We start from the raw sequence: 16,855 nt of genomic DNA on the forward strand, positions 1-16,855 counted from the left end.
CCGCGCACATTGACCGCCGACGTGCGGCGTGATGATCACGTTGGGCAGCTCCCAGAGCTCGCTGCTCGCCGGTAACGGCTCCTGTTCGGTGACGTCCATCGCCGCCGCCGCGAGTTGGTCCGACTTGAGCGCCGCCACCAGGTCGCGTTCCACGACGAGCGGCCCACGAGCGACGTTGATTAGCATCGCGTGCGGGCGCAAATGCGCAAGCGCCGCGGCGTTGAACATGCCGCGCGTGTATTGATTGAGCGGAGCGCAAAGAAACAAGTAGTCCACCTGCTGGAGCAGCTCCGGCAATCGCTCGGGCGACCACAGCGCTTCGACATGGGCGGGCTTGTCGATGGGAAACCAGTCGGTAGCCAGAATCCGCGTTTTGAAGGCGCTGAGGACCGAAGACAACCGGCGGCCGACGCCCCCCAAGCCCACGATGCCGACCGTCGCGTGGTGCAGATCGCGCGTCGGGCGGCGAATGAACTCCTTTTTCGCCTGCGCGCGGAAAAACACGGGCAGACTTCGCGATAATGCTGTGACTAACGCGATCGCGTGCTCCGTGACCTGGTCCGCCAGCACCCCCGACGCGCTAGTGACCGGAATCGGCGAGGCGATCACCTCGGGCGTGAGGCAATGGTCCAAACCCGCCGCGGAGGATTGAATCCAGCGCAATCGGCCGCGCTGAACGACTTCGGGCCACGGCACCGGCACTTTGGCGTGCCCACAGAAGATGTCGGCCTCCAACAACTCGGCGGCCACCCGCTCCTGCCCGGCGTCGACGACCTCCCAATCCGGCGCCGCGGCGTGAATCTGACGGACGTGACGCGCTTCCACCGGATAGCAAAGAACAAGTCGCATGGGAGTCATCGATGCAGTTGATGAATTGAATCCGCGAGTATGAGTAGTTTGCGGGGAACTGGGAAGATGGACAACGACTCCTGCGAGCCAACATATCATATCCTCACATCCCAATCCGATCTGGCCGCAATCCAACTTATGTGGCAAACTGCGGCCCTTGCGTTCACAATCCCATCGGATGGCACAGTCGGATTTCTGGATGGACAGGGACGTCCACATCTCACTTCCTGCGCGAAAGCGCTGTTGGCGCGAGCTGGAATTCTGGCTCCTCCTCGCGCTCGCTTGCGCGATCTATCTGCCTGGCCTGACGCGGCTGAGCATTCGGGGCGAGGAATCGCGCCGCGCGCAAGTCGCCGCGGAAATTCTCCGTACGGGCGATTGGATCGTGCCGCGCCAGCAAGGTGAAATCTATCTCAGCCGGCCGCCGCTAGGAAGTTGGCCAATCGCCGCGCTGGCGAGTTGGCGCGGCGAAATGGACGTGCTGAGCGTGCGATTGCCCGCGGCGCTCGCGACGATTGCGACATGCTTACTTCTCTATCTTTACGCCCGCCGCTGGTTGACGCCGCTTGGCGCACTCACCGCCGGCGCCGCGTTCGGTTCGATGGCTCAGGTCTTGGAACTTGGCGGATTGGCGGAAACCGAAAGCACGCTCACGCTCCTCGTCGCGGCCTCGCTGCTGTGTTGGCACGCGGGTTATGTTTCGGCAACGCGGTCCGCCTGGCCGTGGGTCGTCGGCTATGCGCTCGCAGCGCTGGCAGGACTCGCCAAGGGCCCGCAAGGCCCGGTGTATTTCGTTGCAGTGACAACGGTCTATCTCTGGGCGCTGCGCGATTTTCGCGAGTGGTTCTCCTGGCGGCATGCGCTGGGGATCTTGACCTTCGCGGTCGTACTCGGCGCGTGGCAGATTCCGTTCACGTTGCGCACGGATTGGGCCAGCACTTATGCGATCTGGTCACACAATGCCAGCGACCGCTTCGCCGAATCCAGTTGGCAGCCGTTCCTGACGCATCTGGCCTTGTACCCGTTTGAAGTGGCGGCCTGCATGCTGCCTTGGTCGCTGCTGTTGCTCGCGTACGCGTATCCGGGGGTGCGCCGCCGGCTCGATCACACCGCGCCGCTGGTCCGATTTCTTTGCATCGCGCTCTTGGTCACATTTCCGTCCTGCTGGTTCGCCGCGACGGCGCGCGGGCGCTACTTCATGCCGCTGTATCCGTGCGCCGCGGTGTTGATCGGCGTAGCGGTGGATCGCATCGTGCTGCTCGCTCAGCCGGCGCGGCTCGGATATGCACTGCAGCGATTTCTCTGGCCCTTCGCGGCGGCGTTGCCATTGGCGGCCGCGGCGGTTGTCGTCGCGGGCGCGCTGGCGGGGAGCAACGTACAGCCGTTGCAAGCCGCGACGGACCCGCCCGCCATGCTGTTTGCATTTACCGTCGTCACTTTGCTGGCAGGTTGGTTGATCGCCCGGGCGGCGCGCGACATTACGCCCACGCGGGTCCGTTGGGCGATTTTATCGATCGCCGGCTTCGTGGGATTCCTGCATAGCGGCCCGATCACGAACATTCGCGTGGCGCAAAGCCAGGATACCGATTCTCAAGTGGCGCAACTCAAGCAACTGCTGCCACTGGACGCCCAGCGTGAACTGGTGAGCCTTGGTTTGGTGCATCACTTGTTCGCCTACTACTACGCCGAGCCGATTCGCGCGTTGGCGCCCGAGGCGTTCGAACAGACCAGTTACGACTGGGAATATTTCTGTCTCCATCAGATCGGCGACGCACCGCTTGATTTGCCGTTCGACTGGACGCCCGTCGCCGTGGTCTCGTGCGATCGCGCGCGCTTAGCGCGCCCGCATGAGAAAGTCATTGTCGGCCGCCGCCTGACGGGGTCTTCACAGACTGCTGGACGAGGTGACGACCATGCCCGAAAATAGCTTGGCCCTCGACCAAAGACCCGAGACTCGTTTGGACGCCGCCCCCCCCGTCTCCGTCCCGCGCCGCGCGTTTCCGCTCGGTTTCCTGCTGCGCCTGGTCGTCAGCGGCGGACTGATCTGGTTCCTGCTCGCCAAAAGCGACCTCAACGCCATCCGCAGCGCACTCGGGCATCTTGATTATCGCTATTGGGTCGCCGCGCTCGTGATCTATGCCATTAGCCAAATCTCCAGCGGCTATCGCTGGTACACGCTGGGACGCGCAGTCGGCTTTCGCCATTCGTGGAAGCATTTTCAGAAGTTGTACCTGGAAGGGATGTTCTTCAGCCTTTGCCTGCCCAGTTCGATCGGCGGCGATGTCGTGAAGGCGATGCGTCTTGGCTCGAATGCCGGCGAACGCTTGCTGGCCGCCGGCACCGTGCTGGCCGACCGCTTGACCGGATTGACCGCGCTCTGTGTCATTTGCGCGACCAGCTTCCTGGCGCGCTCATGGGAGTTGGGACTGTCGGCGTCGCTGTTTCTCGGCGCCGGCGTGCTGCTCGTGGCTCTCGTTTCATTTCTCGTCGGGCAATGGTTTCTGCGCTGGAACTCCGCGCGGTTAGGCAACATCCCTAAACTCGGCGCTATCCTCGCCGAACTGAACATCTACAATCACCAACCCGGCGTCGTGTTTCGCGCCGTCGGCTGGAGCTTTGTCGTGCAGTTGACCAATGTGGCGATGGTCTGGCTGCTGGGCCAAGGGATAGACCTCAAACTCCCCGTGGCCAGCTACTTCGTCGCGGTGCCGGCCATTGCGTTGGCTTCCACGTTGCCACTCAGCGTGAACGGCGTCGGCGTCCGCGAAGGGGGCCTCGCGCTGTTGCTGCAGCCGGACGGCCTCACCGAAGAACAAGGCGTCGCACTCGGCCTGCTCTGGTTCTCTATCACCATGGCCTCCGGCCTGATCGGCGGCCTCGCCTTCCTATGGAAGGGAGAACAGCTCACCCGCTCACACGAAATCCGCAACTAGCAGCTTCCCCGCATTCCTCATTCATCATTTCACTGCCCCCCATCCCATGAACTCGATTTCGGTCGTCGTGCCGCTCTATGATGAAGTCGAGAACGTGCCGTTGTTGTATGAATCGGTGCGCGCGGCGCTCGACGGCATGGGGCGCGACTACGAGTTGATCTTCGTCGACGACGGCTCGCGCGATGGCTCCGGCGAACTGCTCGCACAGTTGGCGGACCACGATCCGCGCGTCAAAGTAATTCAGTTTCGCCGCAACTTCGGGCAAACCGCGGCGATGCACGCTGGCATGCAAGCGGCCACCGGTGAGATCGTGGTCACGCTCGACGCCGACCTGCAAAACGAGCCCGCCGATATTCCGATGATGGTGGCGAAGCTGGAGGAAGGCTACGACCTGGTCCACGGCTGGCGGAAAGAGCGACAAGATGCGCTCTTGAATCGTAAGCTCCCCTCACGGCTCGCCAACCGGATTATCTCACGCGTCACGGGCTTTCCGGTCAACGACCTCGGTTGCACGCTCAAGGCCATGACCCGGGAGATCGCGCACGAACTGCAACTCTACGGCGAGATGCACCGCTTCATTCCAATCCTGGCGCACTGGCACGGAGCGCGCTGCGTCGAAGTCGTCACGCGGCATCATCCGCGTCGCTTCGGACACACGAAGTACGGCATCTGGCGCACGTTTCGCGTCGTGCTGGATCTGATCACCGTCAAATACATGATCCGCTATTCGCTCAGCCCGATGAAGCTCTTCGGCGGGATCGGGCTGCTCTCGATCGCCGGCGGCCTGGCGAGCGGCGCGGCGACGCTGTGGATGAAGCTCGCGGGCGCCGTCGACATGACGGGCAATCCGCTGCTATTGCTATCCGCGTTCGCCACGATGCTCGGCGTGCAGTTTCTGGTGCTGGGTTTGCTCGGCGAGGTCTCGGCCCGCATCTACTACGAGTGCCAGGACAAGAAGCCCTACGCGGTGCGGAAGCTGTGGAACTTCACGGATCAAGCGGCGCAAATCACCGCGCCAAGACGCGCGGCTTAGCGCTTCGCGCCGCGCACGCGCGGCGTGAACTCCGATTCCCGCGATTCGTCCACCGTGACGATCATGCTCACCCAGACTTCGGGGTTGCCGTCGGCGTCCGTTTGAATCTCAAAGCGCCGTTCGGAGACTTCGCCCGCCAGCTTGCGCGGCCCGTACCCCGGAGAGAGCACCGGGCAAATCATCGTATCGCCGACTTGCGGCAACGGGCGTCCTTGCCAGGCGGTAAACACGGCCTGTCCGATCGTGTGGCCGGCCGGATCGCGAGCTTCAACGTACACGCCAGCCGCCATCGCCTCGGCTAAGCGGGTGAATCTCGGACGAACCGTGGAGTGGCTCAACATGCGCTCAAAAACCTCGGGGTGATCTGTTCTTCCATCGAACGCCCTACTGTAGTCGGGCGCGCGCACGTGTCAAATGGAATTCACGCGCAACATGAGGTATTGTGAAGTTAGGCGATCGAGTTTCGAAATTGCCCATGTATCCAAGCTGCGTATCTTGAAAGTCTGTGGGAGGCGTCTCCGACGCCGATACGAACGACGCGAGCTTCATGCTGCGGGACTTTCCTGTGAAAAGCGGCCTGTCCATCGGCGTCGGAGACGCCTCCCACAATCAAATACTGGTCCGCGTTGATATGATCGCCGAGACGCTGGTCACCGCCAGGGGTGGGGAGTAGACTCGAAGAGCAAGATTGTTTCGTTGATTCCGCCTGAAGTCGCTATGGCTGCACGCTCTCCTGAATCGCTCAATGAATTATTGAATCGCGCACGCGAGGGCGCGCCGGCCGATCGCGATCGCTTGTTCGACGCCTGTCGCAGTTACCTGATCGTCCTGGCGCGGACGCAAGTCGACGCGCGGATGCAAGGTAAAGTGGACGCCTCGGACATCGTGCAACAGACGATGCTCGAGGCGCACCGCGACTTCGCGCGTTTCCAAGGCGGCAGCGGGCAAGAATGGCTGGCCTGGCTGCGGCGCATTCTGACGCACAACGCGGCCGACCTGGTGCGACGTTATCGCGGCACGGCGAAGCGCCAGGCGGGACGCGAAGTGGCGATTGCTTCGCCGCAGGACAGCCAACCCGTCGGCGTCGGCGAACCCGCGGATCCCGGCGCGTCGCCGAGCGAATGCGTGATGCTGGCCGACGAGACCTTGCGCTTGGCGGAGGCGCTGACGACATTGCCCCCCGATTACCAAACCGTGATCGCACTCCGCAACTTGGAGCGATTGCCCTTCGACGAGGTGGCGCGCCGCATGGAACGTTCCCGGCCGGCCGCGCAGATGCTTTGGATGCGCGCGCTGAAGAAGCTCAGCGAACAGATGGGAACCAGCGAGCTGCTCAAGGTGGATGCGCCGTGAACGCGCCGGAACCGGTCGAGGAAGATTTCCGCATTGCCGAACTGCTGACGCAATACGAAGAACTCCTACGCGCCGGACGCCACGACGCCTGCCGGCGGATGATGCAGGAGCATCCGCAGCTGCTCGAGTTCGCCGATTGCCTCACGGCGCTCGACGCCTTGGCCCGCCTCTCCGGCCCGGTTGATCCGCCGGCGCCCGATGATCCCGACGCCACGCTGCTGGATACGCGCGTTCGCACCGCGGCAATTCCGCTGGGCTCGTTCGGCGACTTCGAACTGTTGCGCGAAATCGGTCGCGGCGGCATGGGCGTCGTGTACCTGGCGCGTCAAAAATCGCTCGATCGCGTCGTGGCGCTCAAGATGATTCTCAGCGGGCAATGGTCGTCCGAGGCAATGATCAGCCGCTTTCACGGCGAAGCGCGGATGGCGGCCGGGTTGCGGCATCCACATATCATTCGCGTCCACGAAGCCGGCGAACTGCATGGTCAGCATTTTCTGGTCATGGAGTACGTCGACGGGCGCAGCCTGGACCGCTTGGTCGAATCCGGACCGCTACCGCCGACCGATGCGGCGCGCTATGTCGCCACCGTCGCCGACGCCGTGCATTACCTGCATCAGTCGGGCATCGTACATCGCGACTTGAAGCCGTCGAACGTGTTGGTCGATTCCGACGATCGCGTTTATGTGACTGATTTCGGGCTCGCGAAGTTGATGGACAACGATGCGCAACTCACGCGGACCGGCGAGTTGCTCGGCACGGCCAGTTACATGTCGCCCGAGCAAGCCGCCGGGCGCACCGCGGAGATCGGCGCAGCGAGCGATATCTACAGCCTCGGCGCAATTCTCTATTACTTGTTAACCGGACGTCCGCCCCACGTCGGCGAGAGTACCTTCGACGTGCTGGTGCAGGTCATGGAGCGCGAGCCGGAATTGCCGCGCAAACTCAACTCGCAAGTTCCGAGCGCGCTCGAACAGATCTGCCTGAAGTGCTTGGAAAAGGCTCCGGAAAACCGCTACCCAAGCGCGGCCGCCTTGGCGGAGGACCTGGAGCGTTACTTGCGAGACGAACCGGTCGAGGCGCGCTCCGCCGGCTGGTGGGACCGCCTCCGTCGTTGGTCTCGCCGCGAACCGGCGCTGTCGACACGGCTCTTCGCGCTCGCTGGCTTCGTCGCGCTGGAGATGTTCGACTACCACATCCTCAGCCAACAGTTCGGCAAATTGCAGCACTATTCGCTGCGCGGATTTCATCTCCCGATGTTGACCCTCGCGGGCGTCTGGGCGACCGGCTGCGTTGCGTTTCAACAATGGCTGGAACACAGCCGCCGGCCGACCATCGTTCGACTGGCCTGGAGCGCCGGCGATATCCTGATGTTGCTGACCGGCTTGATGATCGCCGACGGCGTCGCTAGTGGCCTGGTGGCGGTCTTCCCGCTCCTGATTGTGGCCTCCGGCTTATGGTCGCAGCTGCGCGTCGTGTGGTTCACGACCATCATCGCCGTCACCGCGTACGCGGGCCTGGCGATCGACTTTCACCTCCGCCGCGCGGACTTGCAGTTGAAGTACGACCTGGCCTTCGACCGGCACCTGGCGTTCATCGTGGCGATGCTGCTGCTCGGCGCGACGACGGCACATCAAGTGCGGCGGCTGAAGTCGCTCAGTCGCTACTTCGAGTCCCGTCGGCGCGAGTAAAGCGCCCCAGCTGCATAGGTACTCTCGCAGAACCGGCCACTAGCCCGACGCGCAAGCGAGGGGGAGCAATCGCCGAACTGAGTACGGCGTTTACTCAGATCCCACGGTCTACTCCCCCTCGCTTGCGCGTCGGGCTAGTGAACGAGAGCCTGCGAGAGTGCCTAGAATGAATGGCCGGAGGCCGCGCGCGTGGAAAAAATCCCGGTCTGGCAATACAGCATTCGTACGCTGCTCATCGGCGTGGCTGGCGTCGCGCTCGTACTGGCGATCGGCAACTGGATCGGCGCGCTTTGGATGTCGCTGACGGTCTGGACGCTGCTCATGATCGCAGCGCACGTTGCCGGCATGTTGATCAACCGGCGGAGGGTGTCTCAAGCCGTTCTCGATGAGCCGCATCCGCATCACCTGGCCCGCGGAGCGCCGCTTCCGCCGGCAGGAATCAAGGATGCGAGCCAATTGGCGCATTCCCGGCCGCTCGCCGGCTGGGTCCGCCGCTCCGCGATCGGCGGCGCGGTCTTAGGCGCGCTAGGTGGTCTAGGAGGCATGTGGATCCTCCGTGCCACGAATATTTACGGTTTGGTCCTCGGCACTTTGTCAGCCGCCGTCTTGGGATGTTTCTTCGCATTTCTTACGGCAAGTTTTTTGGCCATCGCCGCGAACGCTTTTGGCGAAGCTAGGCAAGAAGACCGTCCGGAAGCTGGACAACCGCGCGTTTAAGCCCAGGGAAGGTCGTCCGTAGCCTCCCCATCATCTACAGCTTATTGCGATCTTCCCTGGGCTTGGACAAAGCAAAGCTGTGCATATTGCGCACTTCAACACCTGCCGCCACAGGCCGCAAAGTTTTCCTAAACCAATCAAACCCTAGGACCGATAAATGGTGACGAGATTCAGGGCGTCACACACTTTGGCAGGGACGAGCAATGTTTCGCAACGCTCTCGTGGCAACCATTTTTCTGGCTTGCGGATTGTGCTCGACCGCGCTCTCCTTGGCCCAAGAACCCACCACCGACGGCATGGGCGCCCAGTTGGCGGACCGGCTCCAAAAGTTCCGTCACAACATCACGGGCACTGGCGGCCCCAAGGGACAAGCACGTCCCACCGGGCAGCAGGGCGCTCCGCGCACTGCCACCGCCCCGCGCCGGCCGACCAAGCCGCAGCCACAACAGCAGCCGACCTATGATCCGTATGCCGAGGACTACGACGACGCCGAGTTCTTTCCGAACACCGGCATCGGCGAGTTCTTCTCGAACCTGACGGGCCGCCCGCCGAAAGATCAGCCGGCGCCAGCCGCCATGCGTCCGTCGACGCAGCCGCGTGCCGGTTCCGTGGCGCGGCAGCAGCCGAATGCCGGCGGTCGCATCACACGCCCAACCGCCGCCGCCCAGAACCAAGGAATGGCTGCTCGCACACAGAGCTATGCCCCGGCCGCCACGGCGCCGCGCTCAGCGCCGCGCCAAGCCGCCGCACAAGAACCTGCCGAACAACCGCAAAGCGCGGAAAATCGCTCGCTCCAGGATCGTCTGGCCAATTCACGTCGCCAGGCTGTGAGCCGTGGCGCAAGTGCCGCGGCGCCGCCTGCTGCCCGTGTCGCGCGTCGTCCGGTGGAACCAACGGAAGATCGCGCCACTTGGACAGCCGCCGAGCAACCGGCCGCCGAGGCCGCGCCGGAAGTGCCGGCGCCTGCTCCGCATCGTACGGAGCCCGCCGTCGCGGAGACCAGCACGTCGGGCGACGACGAAGTTCTCTTCACCAAGCAAAGCGCGAGCCTGAACGTCGGCACCGCCGGCCCAAAGGCTGTCGCGATCGGCAAGCAGGCGACCTATCGCGTTGTCGTGCAGAATCCCAGCAGTCAGGCCGCCACGGCCGTCGTGGTGAGCGTCCGTTTGCCGAACTGGACGGAAGTCGTCAGCAACGAAACCACCCAAGGCGTGGCGACGCCTTCCACGACCTCGCCCGGCTTAATCGAATGGCAACTCGCCGAGATTCCGGCGCGCAGCCAGGAAGAGCTCACGCTGGAATTGATTCCGCGCAAGAGCCAGGCCTTCGACCTCGCGGTCGGCTGGTCGCAGCAACCGCAGACGGCACAAGCCACGGTTGAAGTGCAGGAGCCGAAGCTCAAGATCGAGATCGACGGCCCCAGCGAAGTCCACTACGGCGAGAACCAAGTCTATAAGCTCACGCTGTCGAACCCCGGCAATGGCGCGGCCGACAACGTGATGATTCACTTGCTCCCCATCGGCCAAGGCGCCGAACCGCCGGCGATGCACAACGTCGGCACGTTGGCCGCCGGAGCGAGCCAGACATTGGAGATCGAGCTCACGCCGCGTCAGGCCGGCGAGTTGGTCATCAAGGCCGAAGCCACGGCCGACGGCGACTTGCATTGCGAAGCGGTCGAGGAAGTCCTCGTCCGCCGCGCCGGCTTGGCCTCCACCGTGCATGGCCCGAAGATGCAGTACGCCGGCACGATGGCCACGTATGAAATCCAAGTCACCAACCCCGGCAACGCCTCGGCGCAAGACGTCGTAATCGCCGCCGAGTTGCCCGCAGGCGCTGAGTTCAAGGAAGTCACCGGCGCCGGTCGGTACAACTCCGACACCGGCGCCGTGGAATGGACGCTGCCGCAGTTGCAGGCCGGCGGCGAAGAAACCATGATCATCAAATGCGTGCTCGCCACGCCGGGCGTCAACAATCTGAACCTCACGGCCTCCGCCTCGGGCGAGTTGTCGAGCGACGCGCAGACCATCACACGCGTCGAAGCCTTGGCGGACCTGGTACTCGACGTTACGGACCCGCGCGGTCCGGTCGCAGTCGGCCAGGACGTAATCTACGAAGTCCGCATCTCCAACCGTGGCACCAAGAGCGCCGACGGCGTGGAAGCGATCATCTTCTTCTCCGAAGGCGTGGAAGCGATCACGGTTGAAGGGGGCGATCACCAGGTCTCCACCGGCCAGGTCGATTTCAAAGCCATCCCATCCGTGCCCGCTGGCGGCGAAGTGATCTACACGATCACGGCCCGTGCGGAAACGGCCGGCAACCACGTGTTCCGCGCCGAAGTGCATTGCAAATCGCTCGGCACGTCGCTGGCGTCGGAAGAGACGACCAAGTTCTACGCCGAAGGCGCCGCCCTGGAGTCAAGCGGAGTCAGCCCAACGCCCGCCGGCGAAGAAGAACTCTCGCCCACGCCAGCCGAATAGCCGCGGCCAACCAGCAAACCAACAAAAGCCGAGGTCTCTGACCTCGGCTTTTTCTTTGGACGTCGAGTTGCTTGTCCGCAGCCTCCTTTCGCTCCGCGAAAGGTCCGGAGCCTTTCGCGGAGCGAAAGGAGACTGTGGCTCAAGGAACAACGGCCCGTATCTCACGCGTCGCGCGGCGCCGTCTTCGCCCAGTCGGTCAACTCGGCGGCAGAAACCTCCGGAATTTGCGACAAGAAGGCTGGTTGCAAACCTGTGAGCCAGACGAAGTCGCCTTCAATACGATGCGCATTGAAGTTCGTACTCATTCTCGCCGCACACAATGCCGCTGCTCCTCCGCAAAATGTAGCGAAGACAAACAGCCCCGCCGCCGATCCAACAGGGTTGTATCCACGTCGAAGAGACATTGCGATGCCCGCGATGAATGCCAACGCGGCGATGCCTCCGAACATCAGAGACAACCAAAACATCGTCCAGCTGCGCGCTTCATGGCGTTCACAAAGCCGGAAGAACACAGAGGCTCGCTGGACAAAGCGACGGCCCATCCAACTGCTCAGCAGCATAAGTCCGAAAAAGAGGATCCACGCATACCAAGATCCATCAAGACCAAGAAACAACATGCCTACAAACACTGGCGTCAATGAGGCCCAATAGCCGATGCTCCGGGAATCCGCCCAATGAAGTTTCTGCTGTCGCAACGGCCCATTCGATGGTGAACCGCACTTCTTGCATAGCTGGGGCAGCTCGGCATCGCGCCGTACGATGAGATACTTTCCGTAGCGCCGCGCGCCGTGCATCGTGGCCGCGTCGATCGACGGAGTTTCCGGTCCGGCGTCGGCGGCGGTATAACGCGGCGAAGCGTAGGGATTCTCCGAGTCCATCCCGCTATCATCGAGCGCCGGCACAGTGGACGCAATCACTTTGCAATCGGGCTTTGGCCTTCAACGGAAGCCGTTATGGCACGGTCTCCCGACCGTGCCATGTTGCGGCCTGCGCGAAATGGAGACCTTCGGTCGAAACGGTGGCACGGTCGGGAGACCGTGCCACAACTTTGTCGACGTCCACTGCCCCGCGCTGGTGCGTCGAGCTAGTGGAAAAGACCCTTAGATCGCCTGCCCGTTCCAGCGGACAAAGCCTTCCATCGCAAAATACTCTGGGAGGCCGAGCTTGTTGTAAACGGCGGCTGTGTTGCGGTTGCGGTCTTCGGCGCGTTGCCAGAACTCTCGCGAGTCCGCGCCGGGAAAGAGCGCCGCGTCCTTCTGCGATTCGTGCCGGAAGATGGCCTGCTTTTTCTTTTCCAGATCGCGCGGGCTGAGCGGCACGGCGATTTCAATTTCATCGATCGGCCATTCCTGCCAGGCCCCGCGGTATAAGAGCACGTCCGGGCGATTGCCGGTCGCGGCCTGAATCTCCGCCAACGCGCGAAAGATCGCCTCGGCGCAGACCCGGTGCGTGCCGTGCGGGTCGGAGAGATCGCCGGCCACGTAAATCTGCTGCGGTTGTACGCGCTCGATCAATTCGCGAATGATCCGCACGTCGTCGTCGCCCACGGGGTTTTTTGCGATCGTGCCGGTGCGATAAAACGGCAGATCGAGGAAGTGGCAACGCTCCTCGCGCACGCCGGCCACGATCGCGCCGGCCTTGGCTTCTTTCCAGCGAATGAGCGCCTTGATCTTGAGCACCGCCTCGGCGTCCGGCTCGCCGGGGGCCTTGTTGAAGAGCGCTGATGAAACCGTCCGCTCCACTTCGCCCGCCCGTTCAGAATCGATGCCGAATAGACGGTTGTATTCGGTGACGAGGTCGGCCACCGCGGCGGCGTCGTGATCGTGAACAGCAATGTTGCCGCTCGTCATGTACGCGATGTGCGTCTCGTGCTGATCTTCGACCAGCCGAATCAACGTCCCGCCCATGCTGATCACGTCATCGTCCGGGTGCGGGCTGAAACAAATCACCCGCTTCGAGTCCTTGCCCGACGGATGGTACTCGATCGTATCCATCATCCAGCGAAACACGCGATGTGCGATCGCATGCGCCGGGCCTTGGTGCCGGAGCAGTTGATGCAGGTTGTGCTCGCGGAAATCGTTGTCGTTAAGCTTCAACAGCGCCTTGTCGGTCCGCTCGCAGAGCCACAGCACAGCGCGCTTGACAAGGCGATCGTTCCACTCGACGTTGCCGTGCATCCAGGGCGTCGCGATGCCGGTCAACATCGAACCGGCCGCGCCGTCGACCAGCAGGCAAGCGTCGCTATGATCCTGCAGCAGCGTCGCCGGCACGCGATCGGTGATCGGGCCCTCGGCGGTCTCGCGGATGATCTTGGCTTTATGCTCGCCGAGCGCGATCAGCATGATCTTGCGCGCGTCGAGGATCGTGGCCAAGCCCATCGTGATCGCTTGCAGCGGGACGTTGTCCTCGCTAAAGAAATCACTCGCCGCGTCCTTCCGCGTCACCGGGTCTAGCGTGGCCAACCGCGTGCGGCCGTTGCGGACGCTGAACGGCTCGTTGAAGCCAATGTGCCCGTTGCGGCCGATGCCGAGAATCTGCAAATCAATCCCGCCGGCCCGTTCGATGGCGTCCTCATAGCGGCGGCAGAAATCGTCGACGCGGTCCGGCGAAATCGTTCCGTCCGGAATGTGAATCTGCGCCGCCGGCACGTTCACGAACTGAAAGAAATGATCGTGCATCCATCGCCGATAGCTTTGCAACTGATCCGGTTGCAGGCCGAAATATTCATCCAGGTTGAACGTCACCACGCCGGCGAAATCGAGCCCCTCGTCGCGATGCATCCGCACCAGCTCGCGATACAGCCCGACCGGCGTCGACCCGGTTGGCAGCCCGAGCACCGCCTTTTGGCCGACGGAGTTCCGCTCGCGAATGATCCGCGCCACGACCTGCGCGACATACCGCGCGACGGCCTGATTCGAATCGAACTGGTAAACCGGAATCTGAGTGCCCGGCACAGGCATGGCACGAACCGTCTGAACCGGCGCAGGCGCAGTCAGCATGGCGATGATTTCGAGTTGTGGAAACGATAGTCAATCAGGAGGGCATGGGCCGCGCCCGGCACAATGGCCAAGCGATCCGGCGCCCACGTCTCTCACTGGGAGAGAACCTGTGATTATGACGCGCGGGGCGGGAGAATGCCACTGGGTATTGACTAGAACGCGAACGAAAGAGTCGCGTCAAAATGGCCTAGGCCGCGAGTTCGCCCACGTGCTGTTCTCGCTGGGACCAAAGGACCGGACGAATCTCATACTGGTTAAGTGCACCAGTGACTTCCGGATTGACTGAGTAGTCGACGTCGTTCAACAAAGCAATTGCGCGCGCGTCCGGAGCACGGACAGCGCGAATATCCTCCCAGGAAAAGATCAAGGACGACACATGATCCTTGTCGGGATGATTGAGAGCGCGAATTATCCGCTCAGGAGACTTGCGCGATGCCGGAATTACAAAGTCAAAGCGATGGTCGAATTGACTTTTTCCAGTGAACTTGACTGATGGAGTGTACCGGACGTCATTTGCTCTAAGAAACTGTTCCACATCTTCGTAAAACAGACTCTTGACGGTTGGATTCGCCAACACGAACAAGTCGCCCACCGCCATCATCGCTTGAAGCAGGTTGTGCTTCTTTTGAGGAAAACTGGCGAACTGAGCCTCCGTTTGTAGCTCGTCATCAACAAGTCGTACGCCGAAGCCATTTAGGATTTGGTGCAGCGACTCCTTGCGTTTGGCGCTCACCAATTCGCAACCGCTCATGCGCAGGTCACGAATCGTGTACCCATCGTCCGAAAGGAGAAATCCATTTCGCGACCTCTGCACGTAGAGTTGAAGGTGATCATTGTGGCGATCCAGAAATGGCGTCGTGATTTCACAAATGCCATCGAGATTCTGAACTGACGTGTGCTCTTTGAGCCAGTCGGAATATGCGGCGACGAGAATTGAGCAATCCGCGGTACTCATCAGAACAACACCTTTTCGATGACTGGCGGTTCCACGACGTTGCAGTATTGCATGAAGTGGTCCAGTGTCGCAAAAAGGTCAGGTGTCGCCGGAAAACTCGACTCCGGTGCTGGAATCGCCCATCGATCGCCAAATCCCGCGACATATATGTGCAAGTGAGGGCATGGGACTACTGCACCGTTGTGAATGGCGAGATATTCAAGCGGAACGGCCTCAACAGACGGATTCGTATGAGGCGGACCGTCCAAATCTAGTCGTACCAGAATTGTCACTTGCTCGTAACGGTTCTGATAAGTGCATTTCGTCAGTCGAATTCGGCCACGACCAATGTCTAACAGAAAAGATAGGCGATCATCCATCGAAACGAGCGGTATAGCAAGTCCTTTCCCAGGTCTGGGAAATTGAAAGCTGACGTCCGACGCCGCCTTCTTGGGCAGCGCAATTAGGCTGTTTGCTTCAGCTTGAGTGAACATTGAATCCTATGCGTAAGCGCCGCCATTTTTCCGCATGCACACAGCTTCATTTTTGCTAGCACTCTATGATTCTATCCGCGTGATGCCGGTGTCGCCATATCGAATACACGCACCTCATCCAACTCTCACCGCCAAGCAAAATCCCCCGCATTCACGCTCGGCAGATGCGAGACGCCCATCAGGTAGCGGTCCACGCCGCGCGCCGCTTCTCTGCCTTCGTGGATCGCCCAGACGACCAGGGATTGCCCTCGGCGGGCGTCGCCGGCGGCGAAGATGCCGTCGGCGCTGGTCATGTAGTTTTCGTCGCACTTGATGTTGCCGCGCGGGTCGAGTTCTAACCCGAGGTCGTTCACCGGGCCGCCGCGTTCGGGGCCGAGGAAGCCCATGGCCAGGAGGACGAGTTGCGTGGGGAAGACGTGTTCCGTGCCGGGGACTTCCTTGAATTGATGCCGGCCTTGTTCGTCCTTGTACCATTCGATCTGGCAGGTGACGAGCGATTGCACGTGGCCGTGGGCGTCGCCGCGGAATTCCTTGGTGAGAATGCTGAAGTGCCGGTCGCAGCCTTCCTCGTGCGAGCTGCTCGTGCGCATCATCATCGTCAATAGGGCCACGGCGAGCTGACCGGGCGCTCGGCCGCGCGCGGGTACTTGCCCAAGTCCGGCGGTTGCGGCAAGAGTTCGAATTGCGTGACGCTCTTGGCGCGATGGCGATTGCTGGTGCCGGTGCAGTCGCTGCCGGTGTCGCCGCCGCCAATGATGATCACGTCCTTGTCGGTGGCCAGAATCGATTCCTGTTCCGGCAGCACGTCGCCCTGGTTGCGCTTGTTCTGTTGCGGCAGGAACTCCATCGCGAAATGAACGCCCTGCAAGTCGCGGCCCGGAATCGGCAGATCGCGCGGCGCGGTGGCGCCGGCGCAGATCAACACGGCGTCGTAATCGTCGCGCAGTTGCTGCGACGTGATGTCCTTGCCGACGTTGACGCCGCAACGGAACTCGATTCCCTCGGCCTTCATCAACTCGACGCGCCGCCAGACTTTGTCTTTTTCCAGCTTAAAGTCCGGAATGCCGTACATGAGCAAGCCGCCGGGACGATCGGCGCGCTCGAAGACGGTCACGAGATGCCCGGCGCGATTGAGTTGCTGCGCCGCGGCGAGTCCGGCCGGTCCGCTGCCGATCACGGCGACTTTCTTGCCGGTCCGCGTTTGCGGCGGCTCCGGCTGAATCCAACCTTCGTCGAACCCGCGATCGGCGATCGACATCTCGATCTGCTTGATCGCCACGGGATCTTCATTGATGCCGAGCACGCACGCGCTCTCGCATGGCGCGGGGCAGACGCGGCCGGTGAACTCGGGGAAGTTGTTCGTGGCGTGCAGGCGTTC

At 62.2% G+C, this 16,855-nt stretch carries 13 protein-coding genes and 1 pseudogene; 7 read left to right on the top strand and 7 right to left on the bottom strand.

The features are described 5' to 3' along the window. Positions 1-849 (bottom strand): NAD(P)-dependent oxidoreductase (locus SGJ19_09020; protein ID MDZ4780380.1); only part of this gene is annotated, 849 nt, incomplete at its 3' end. A gap of 199 nt (positions 850-1,048) precedes the next feature. Between SGJ19_09020 and SGJ19_09025 the strand changes: the two genes are divergently transcribed. Genes SGJ19_09025 through SGJ19_09035 form a run of 3 tightly spaced genes read left to right on the top strand, consistent with a single transcriptional unit; the run spans position 1,049 to position 4,815 of the window. Beyond that, on the top strand, positions 1,049-2,776 hold the full coding sequence (locus SGJ19_09025) for a glycosyltransferase family 39 protein (protein ID MDZ4780381.1): 1,728 nt from the start codon (positions 1,049-1,051) through the stop codon (positions 2,774-2,776). Next, entirely contained in the window at positions 2,763-3,782 is a 1,020-nt protein-coding gene (locus SGJ19_09030) for a lysylphosphatidylglycerol synthase transmembrane domain-containing protein (protein MDZ4780382.1), read from the top strand. The genes SGJ19_09025 and SGJ19_09030 overlap by 14 nt, the downstream gene beginning before the upstream one ends. A 46-nt stretch (positions 3,783-3,828) precedes the next feature. Next, a complete protein-coding gene (locus SGJ19_09035; GenBank protein ID MDZ4780383.1) occupies positions 3,829-4,815 on the top strand; it encodes a glycosyltransferase family 2 protein in 987 nt (328 codons plus the stop codon). On the opposite strand, the gene SGJ19_09040 is transcribed toward SGJ19_09035, so the two are convergent. Then, the gene (locus SGJ19_09040; GenBank protein MDZ4780384.1) at positions 4,812-5,156 is read right to left on the bottom strand and encodes a hypothetical protein; all 345 of its coding nucleotides are present in this window, start codon (positions 5,154-5,156) and stop codon (positions 4,812-4,814) included. The two genes, SGJ19_09035 and SGJ19_09040, sit on opposite strands and share 4 nt — an antisense overlap. Before the next feature lie 376 nt (positions 5,157-5,532). Here SGJ19_09040 and SGJ19_09045 point away from each other — a divergent pair, with 376 nt between their 5' ends. The 4 genes from SGJ19_09045 to SGJ19_09060 all read left to right on the top strand — a co-directional run bounded on the left by SGJ19_09045 (position 5,533) and on the right by SGJ19_09060 (position 11,050). Further along, positions 5,533-6,168, top strand: coding sequence for a sigma-70 family RNA polymerase sigma factor (locus tag SGJ19_09045; GenBank protein ID MDZ4780385.1), 636 nt, complete (start codon positions 5,533-5,535; stop codon positions 6,166-6,168). Further along, the gene (locus tag SGJ19_09050) at positions 6,165-7,856 is read left to right on the top strand and encodes a serine/threonine-protein kinase (GenBank protein ID MDZ4780386.1); all 1,692 of its coding nucleotides are present in this window, start codon (positions 6,165-6,167) and stop codon (positions 7,854-7,856) included. Before SGJ19_09045 ends, SGJ19_09050 begins: the two co-directional genes overlap by 4 nt. A gap of 189 nt (positions 7,857-8,045) precedes the next feature. Next, positions 8,046-8,573, top strand: coding sequence for a hypothetical protein (locus SGJ19_09055; protein MDZ4780387.1), 528 nt, complete (start codon positions 8,046-8,048; stop codon positions 8,571-8,573). Between the two features lie 203 nt (positions 8,574-8,776). Then, on the top strand, positions 8,777-11,050 hold the full coding sequence (locus SGJ19_09060) for a CARDB domain-containing protein (protein ID MDZ4780388.1): 2,274 nt from the start codon (positions 8,777-8,779) through the stop codon (positions 11,048-11,050). 161 nt (positions 11,051-11,211) lie between these two features. Here the strand turns inward: SGJ19_09060 and SGJ19_09065 are convergent, their stop codons facing one another. From SGJ19_09065 to SGJ19_09085, 5 genes and pseudogenes are all read right to left on the bottom strand, one after another. Beyond that, positions 11,212-11,952, bottom strand: a complete 741-nt coding sequence (locus SGJ19_09065; GenBank protein ID MDZ4780389.1) for a hypothetical protein — start codon at positions 11,950-11,952, stop codon at positions 11,212-11,214. A gap of 198 nt (positions 11,953-12,150) precedes the next feature. Then, on the bottom strand, positions 12,151-14,049 hold the full coding sequence (gene nagB / locus SGJ19_09070) for a glucosamine-6-phosphate deaminase (protein MDZ4780390.1): 1,899 nt from the start codon (positions 14,047-14,049) through the stop codon (positions 12,151-12,153). A gap of 187 nt (positions 14,050-14,236) precedes the next feature. Then, positions 14,237-15,004 carry a DUF1829 domain-containing protein gene (locus SGJ19_09075; GenBank protein MDZ4780391.1) on the bottom strand — a complete coding sequence of 256 codons (768 nt, stop codon included), beginning with the start codon at positions 15,002-15,004 and terminating at the stop codon, positions 14,237-14,239. Continuing rightward, complete coding sequence (locus SGJ19_09080; protein MDZ4780392.1) at positions 15,004-15,477, bottom strand: hypothetical protein; 474 nt, start codon at positions 15,475-15,477, stop codon at positions 15,004-15,006. Before SGJ19_09080 ends, SGJ19_09075 begins: the two co-directional genes overlap by 1 nt. Before the next feature lie 125 nt (positions 15,478-15,602). Continuing rightward, positions 15,603-16,855, bottom strand: a pseudogene (locus tag SGJ19_09085) (glutamate synthase subunit beta).

Source organism: Planctomycetia bacterium (assembly GCA_034440135.1).
Taxonomy (GTDB): domain Bacteria; phylum Planctomycetota; class Planctomycetia; order Pirellulales; family JALHLM01; genus JALHLM01.

Coding starts and splice junctions, on each gene's coding strand:
- SGJ19_09025 (MDZ4780381.1), top strand. CDS start 1,049: ATGGACAGGGACGTCCACATCTCACTTCCTGCGCGAAAGCGCTGTTGG.
- SGJ19_09030 (MDZ4780382.1), top strand. CDS start 2,763: ATGCCCGAAAATAGCTTGGCCCTCGACCAAAGACCCGAGACTCGTTTG.
- SGJ19_09035 (MDZ4780383.1), top strand. CDS start 3,829: ATGAACTCGATTTCGGTCGTCGTGCCGCTCTATGATGAAGTCGAGAAC.
- SGJ19_09040 (MDZ4780384.1), bottom strand. CDS start 5,156: ATGTTGAGCCACTCCACGGTTCGTCCGAGATTCACCCGCTTAGCCGAG.
- SGJ19_09045 (MDZ4780385.1), top strand. CDS start 5,533: ATGGCTGCACGCTCTCCTGAATCGCTCAATGAATTATTGAATCGCGCA.
- SGJ19_09060 (MDZ4780388.1), top strand. CDS start 8,777: ATGTTTCGCAACGCTCTCGTGGCAACCATTTTTCTGGCTTGCGGATTG.
- nagB (MDZ4780390.1), bottom strand. CDS start 14,049: ATGCTGACTGCGCCTGCGCCGGTTCAGACGGTTCGTGCCATGCCTGTG.
- SGJ19_09075 (MDZ4780391.1), bottom strand. CDS start 15,004: ATGAGTACCGCGGATTGCTCAATTCTCGTCGCCGCATATTCCGACTGG.
- SGJ19_09080 (MDZ4780392.1), bottom strand. CDS start 15,477: ATGTTCACTCAAGCTGAAGCAAACAGCCTAATTGCGCTGCCCAAGAAG.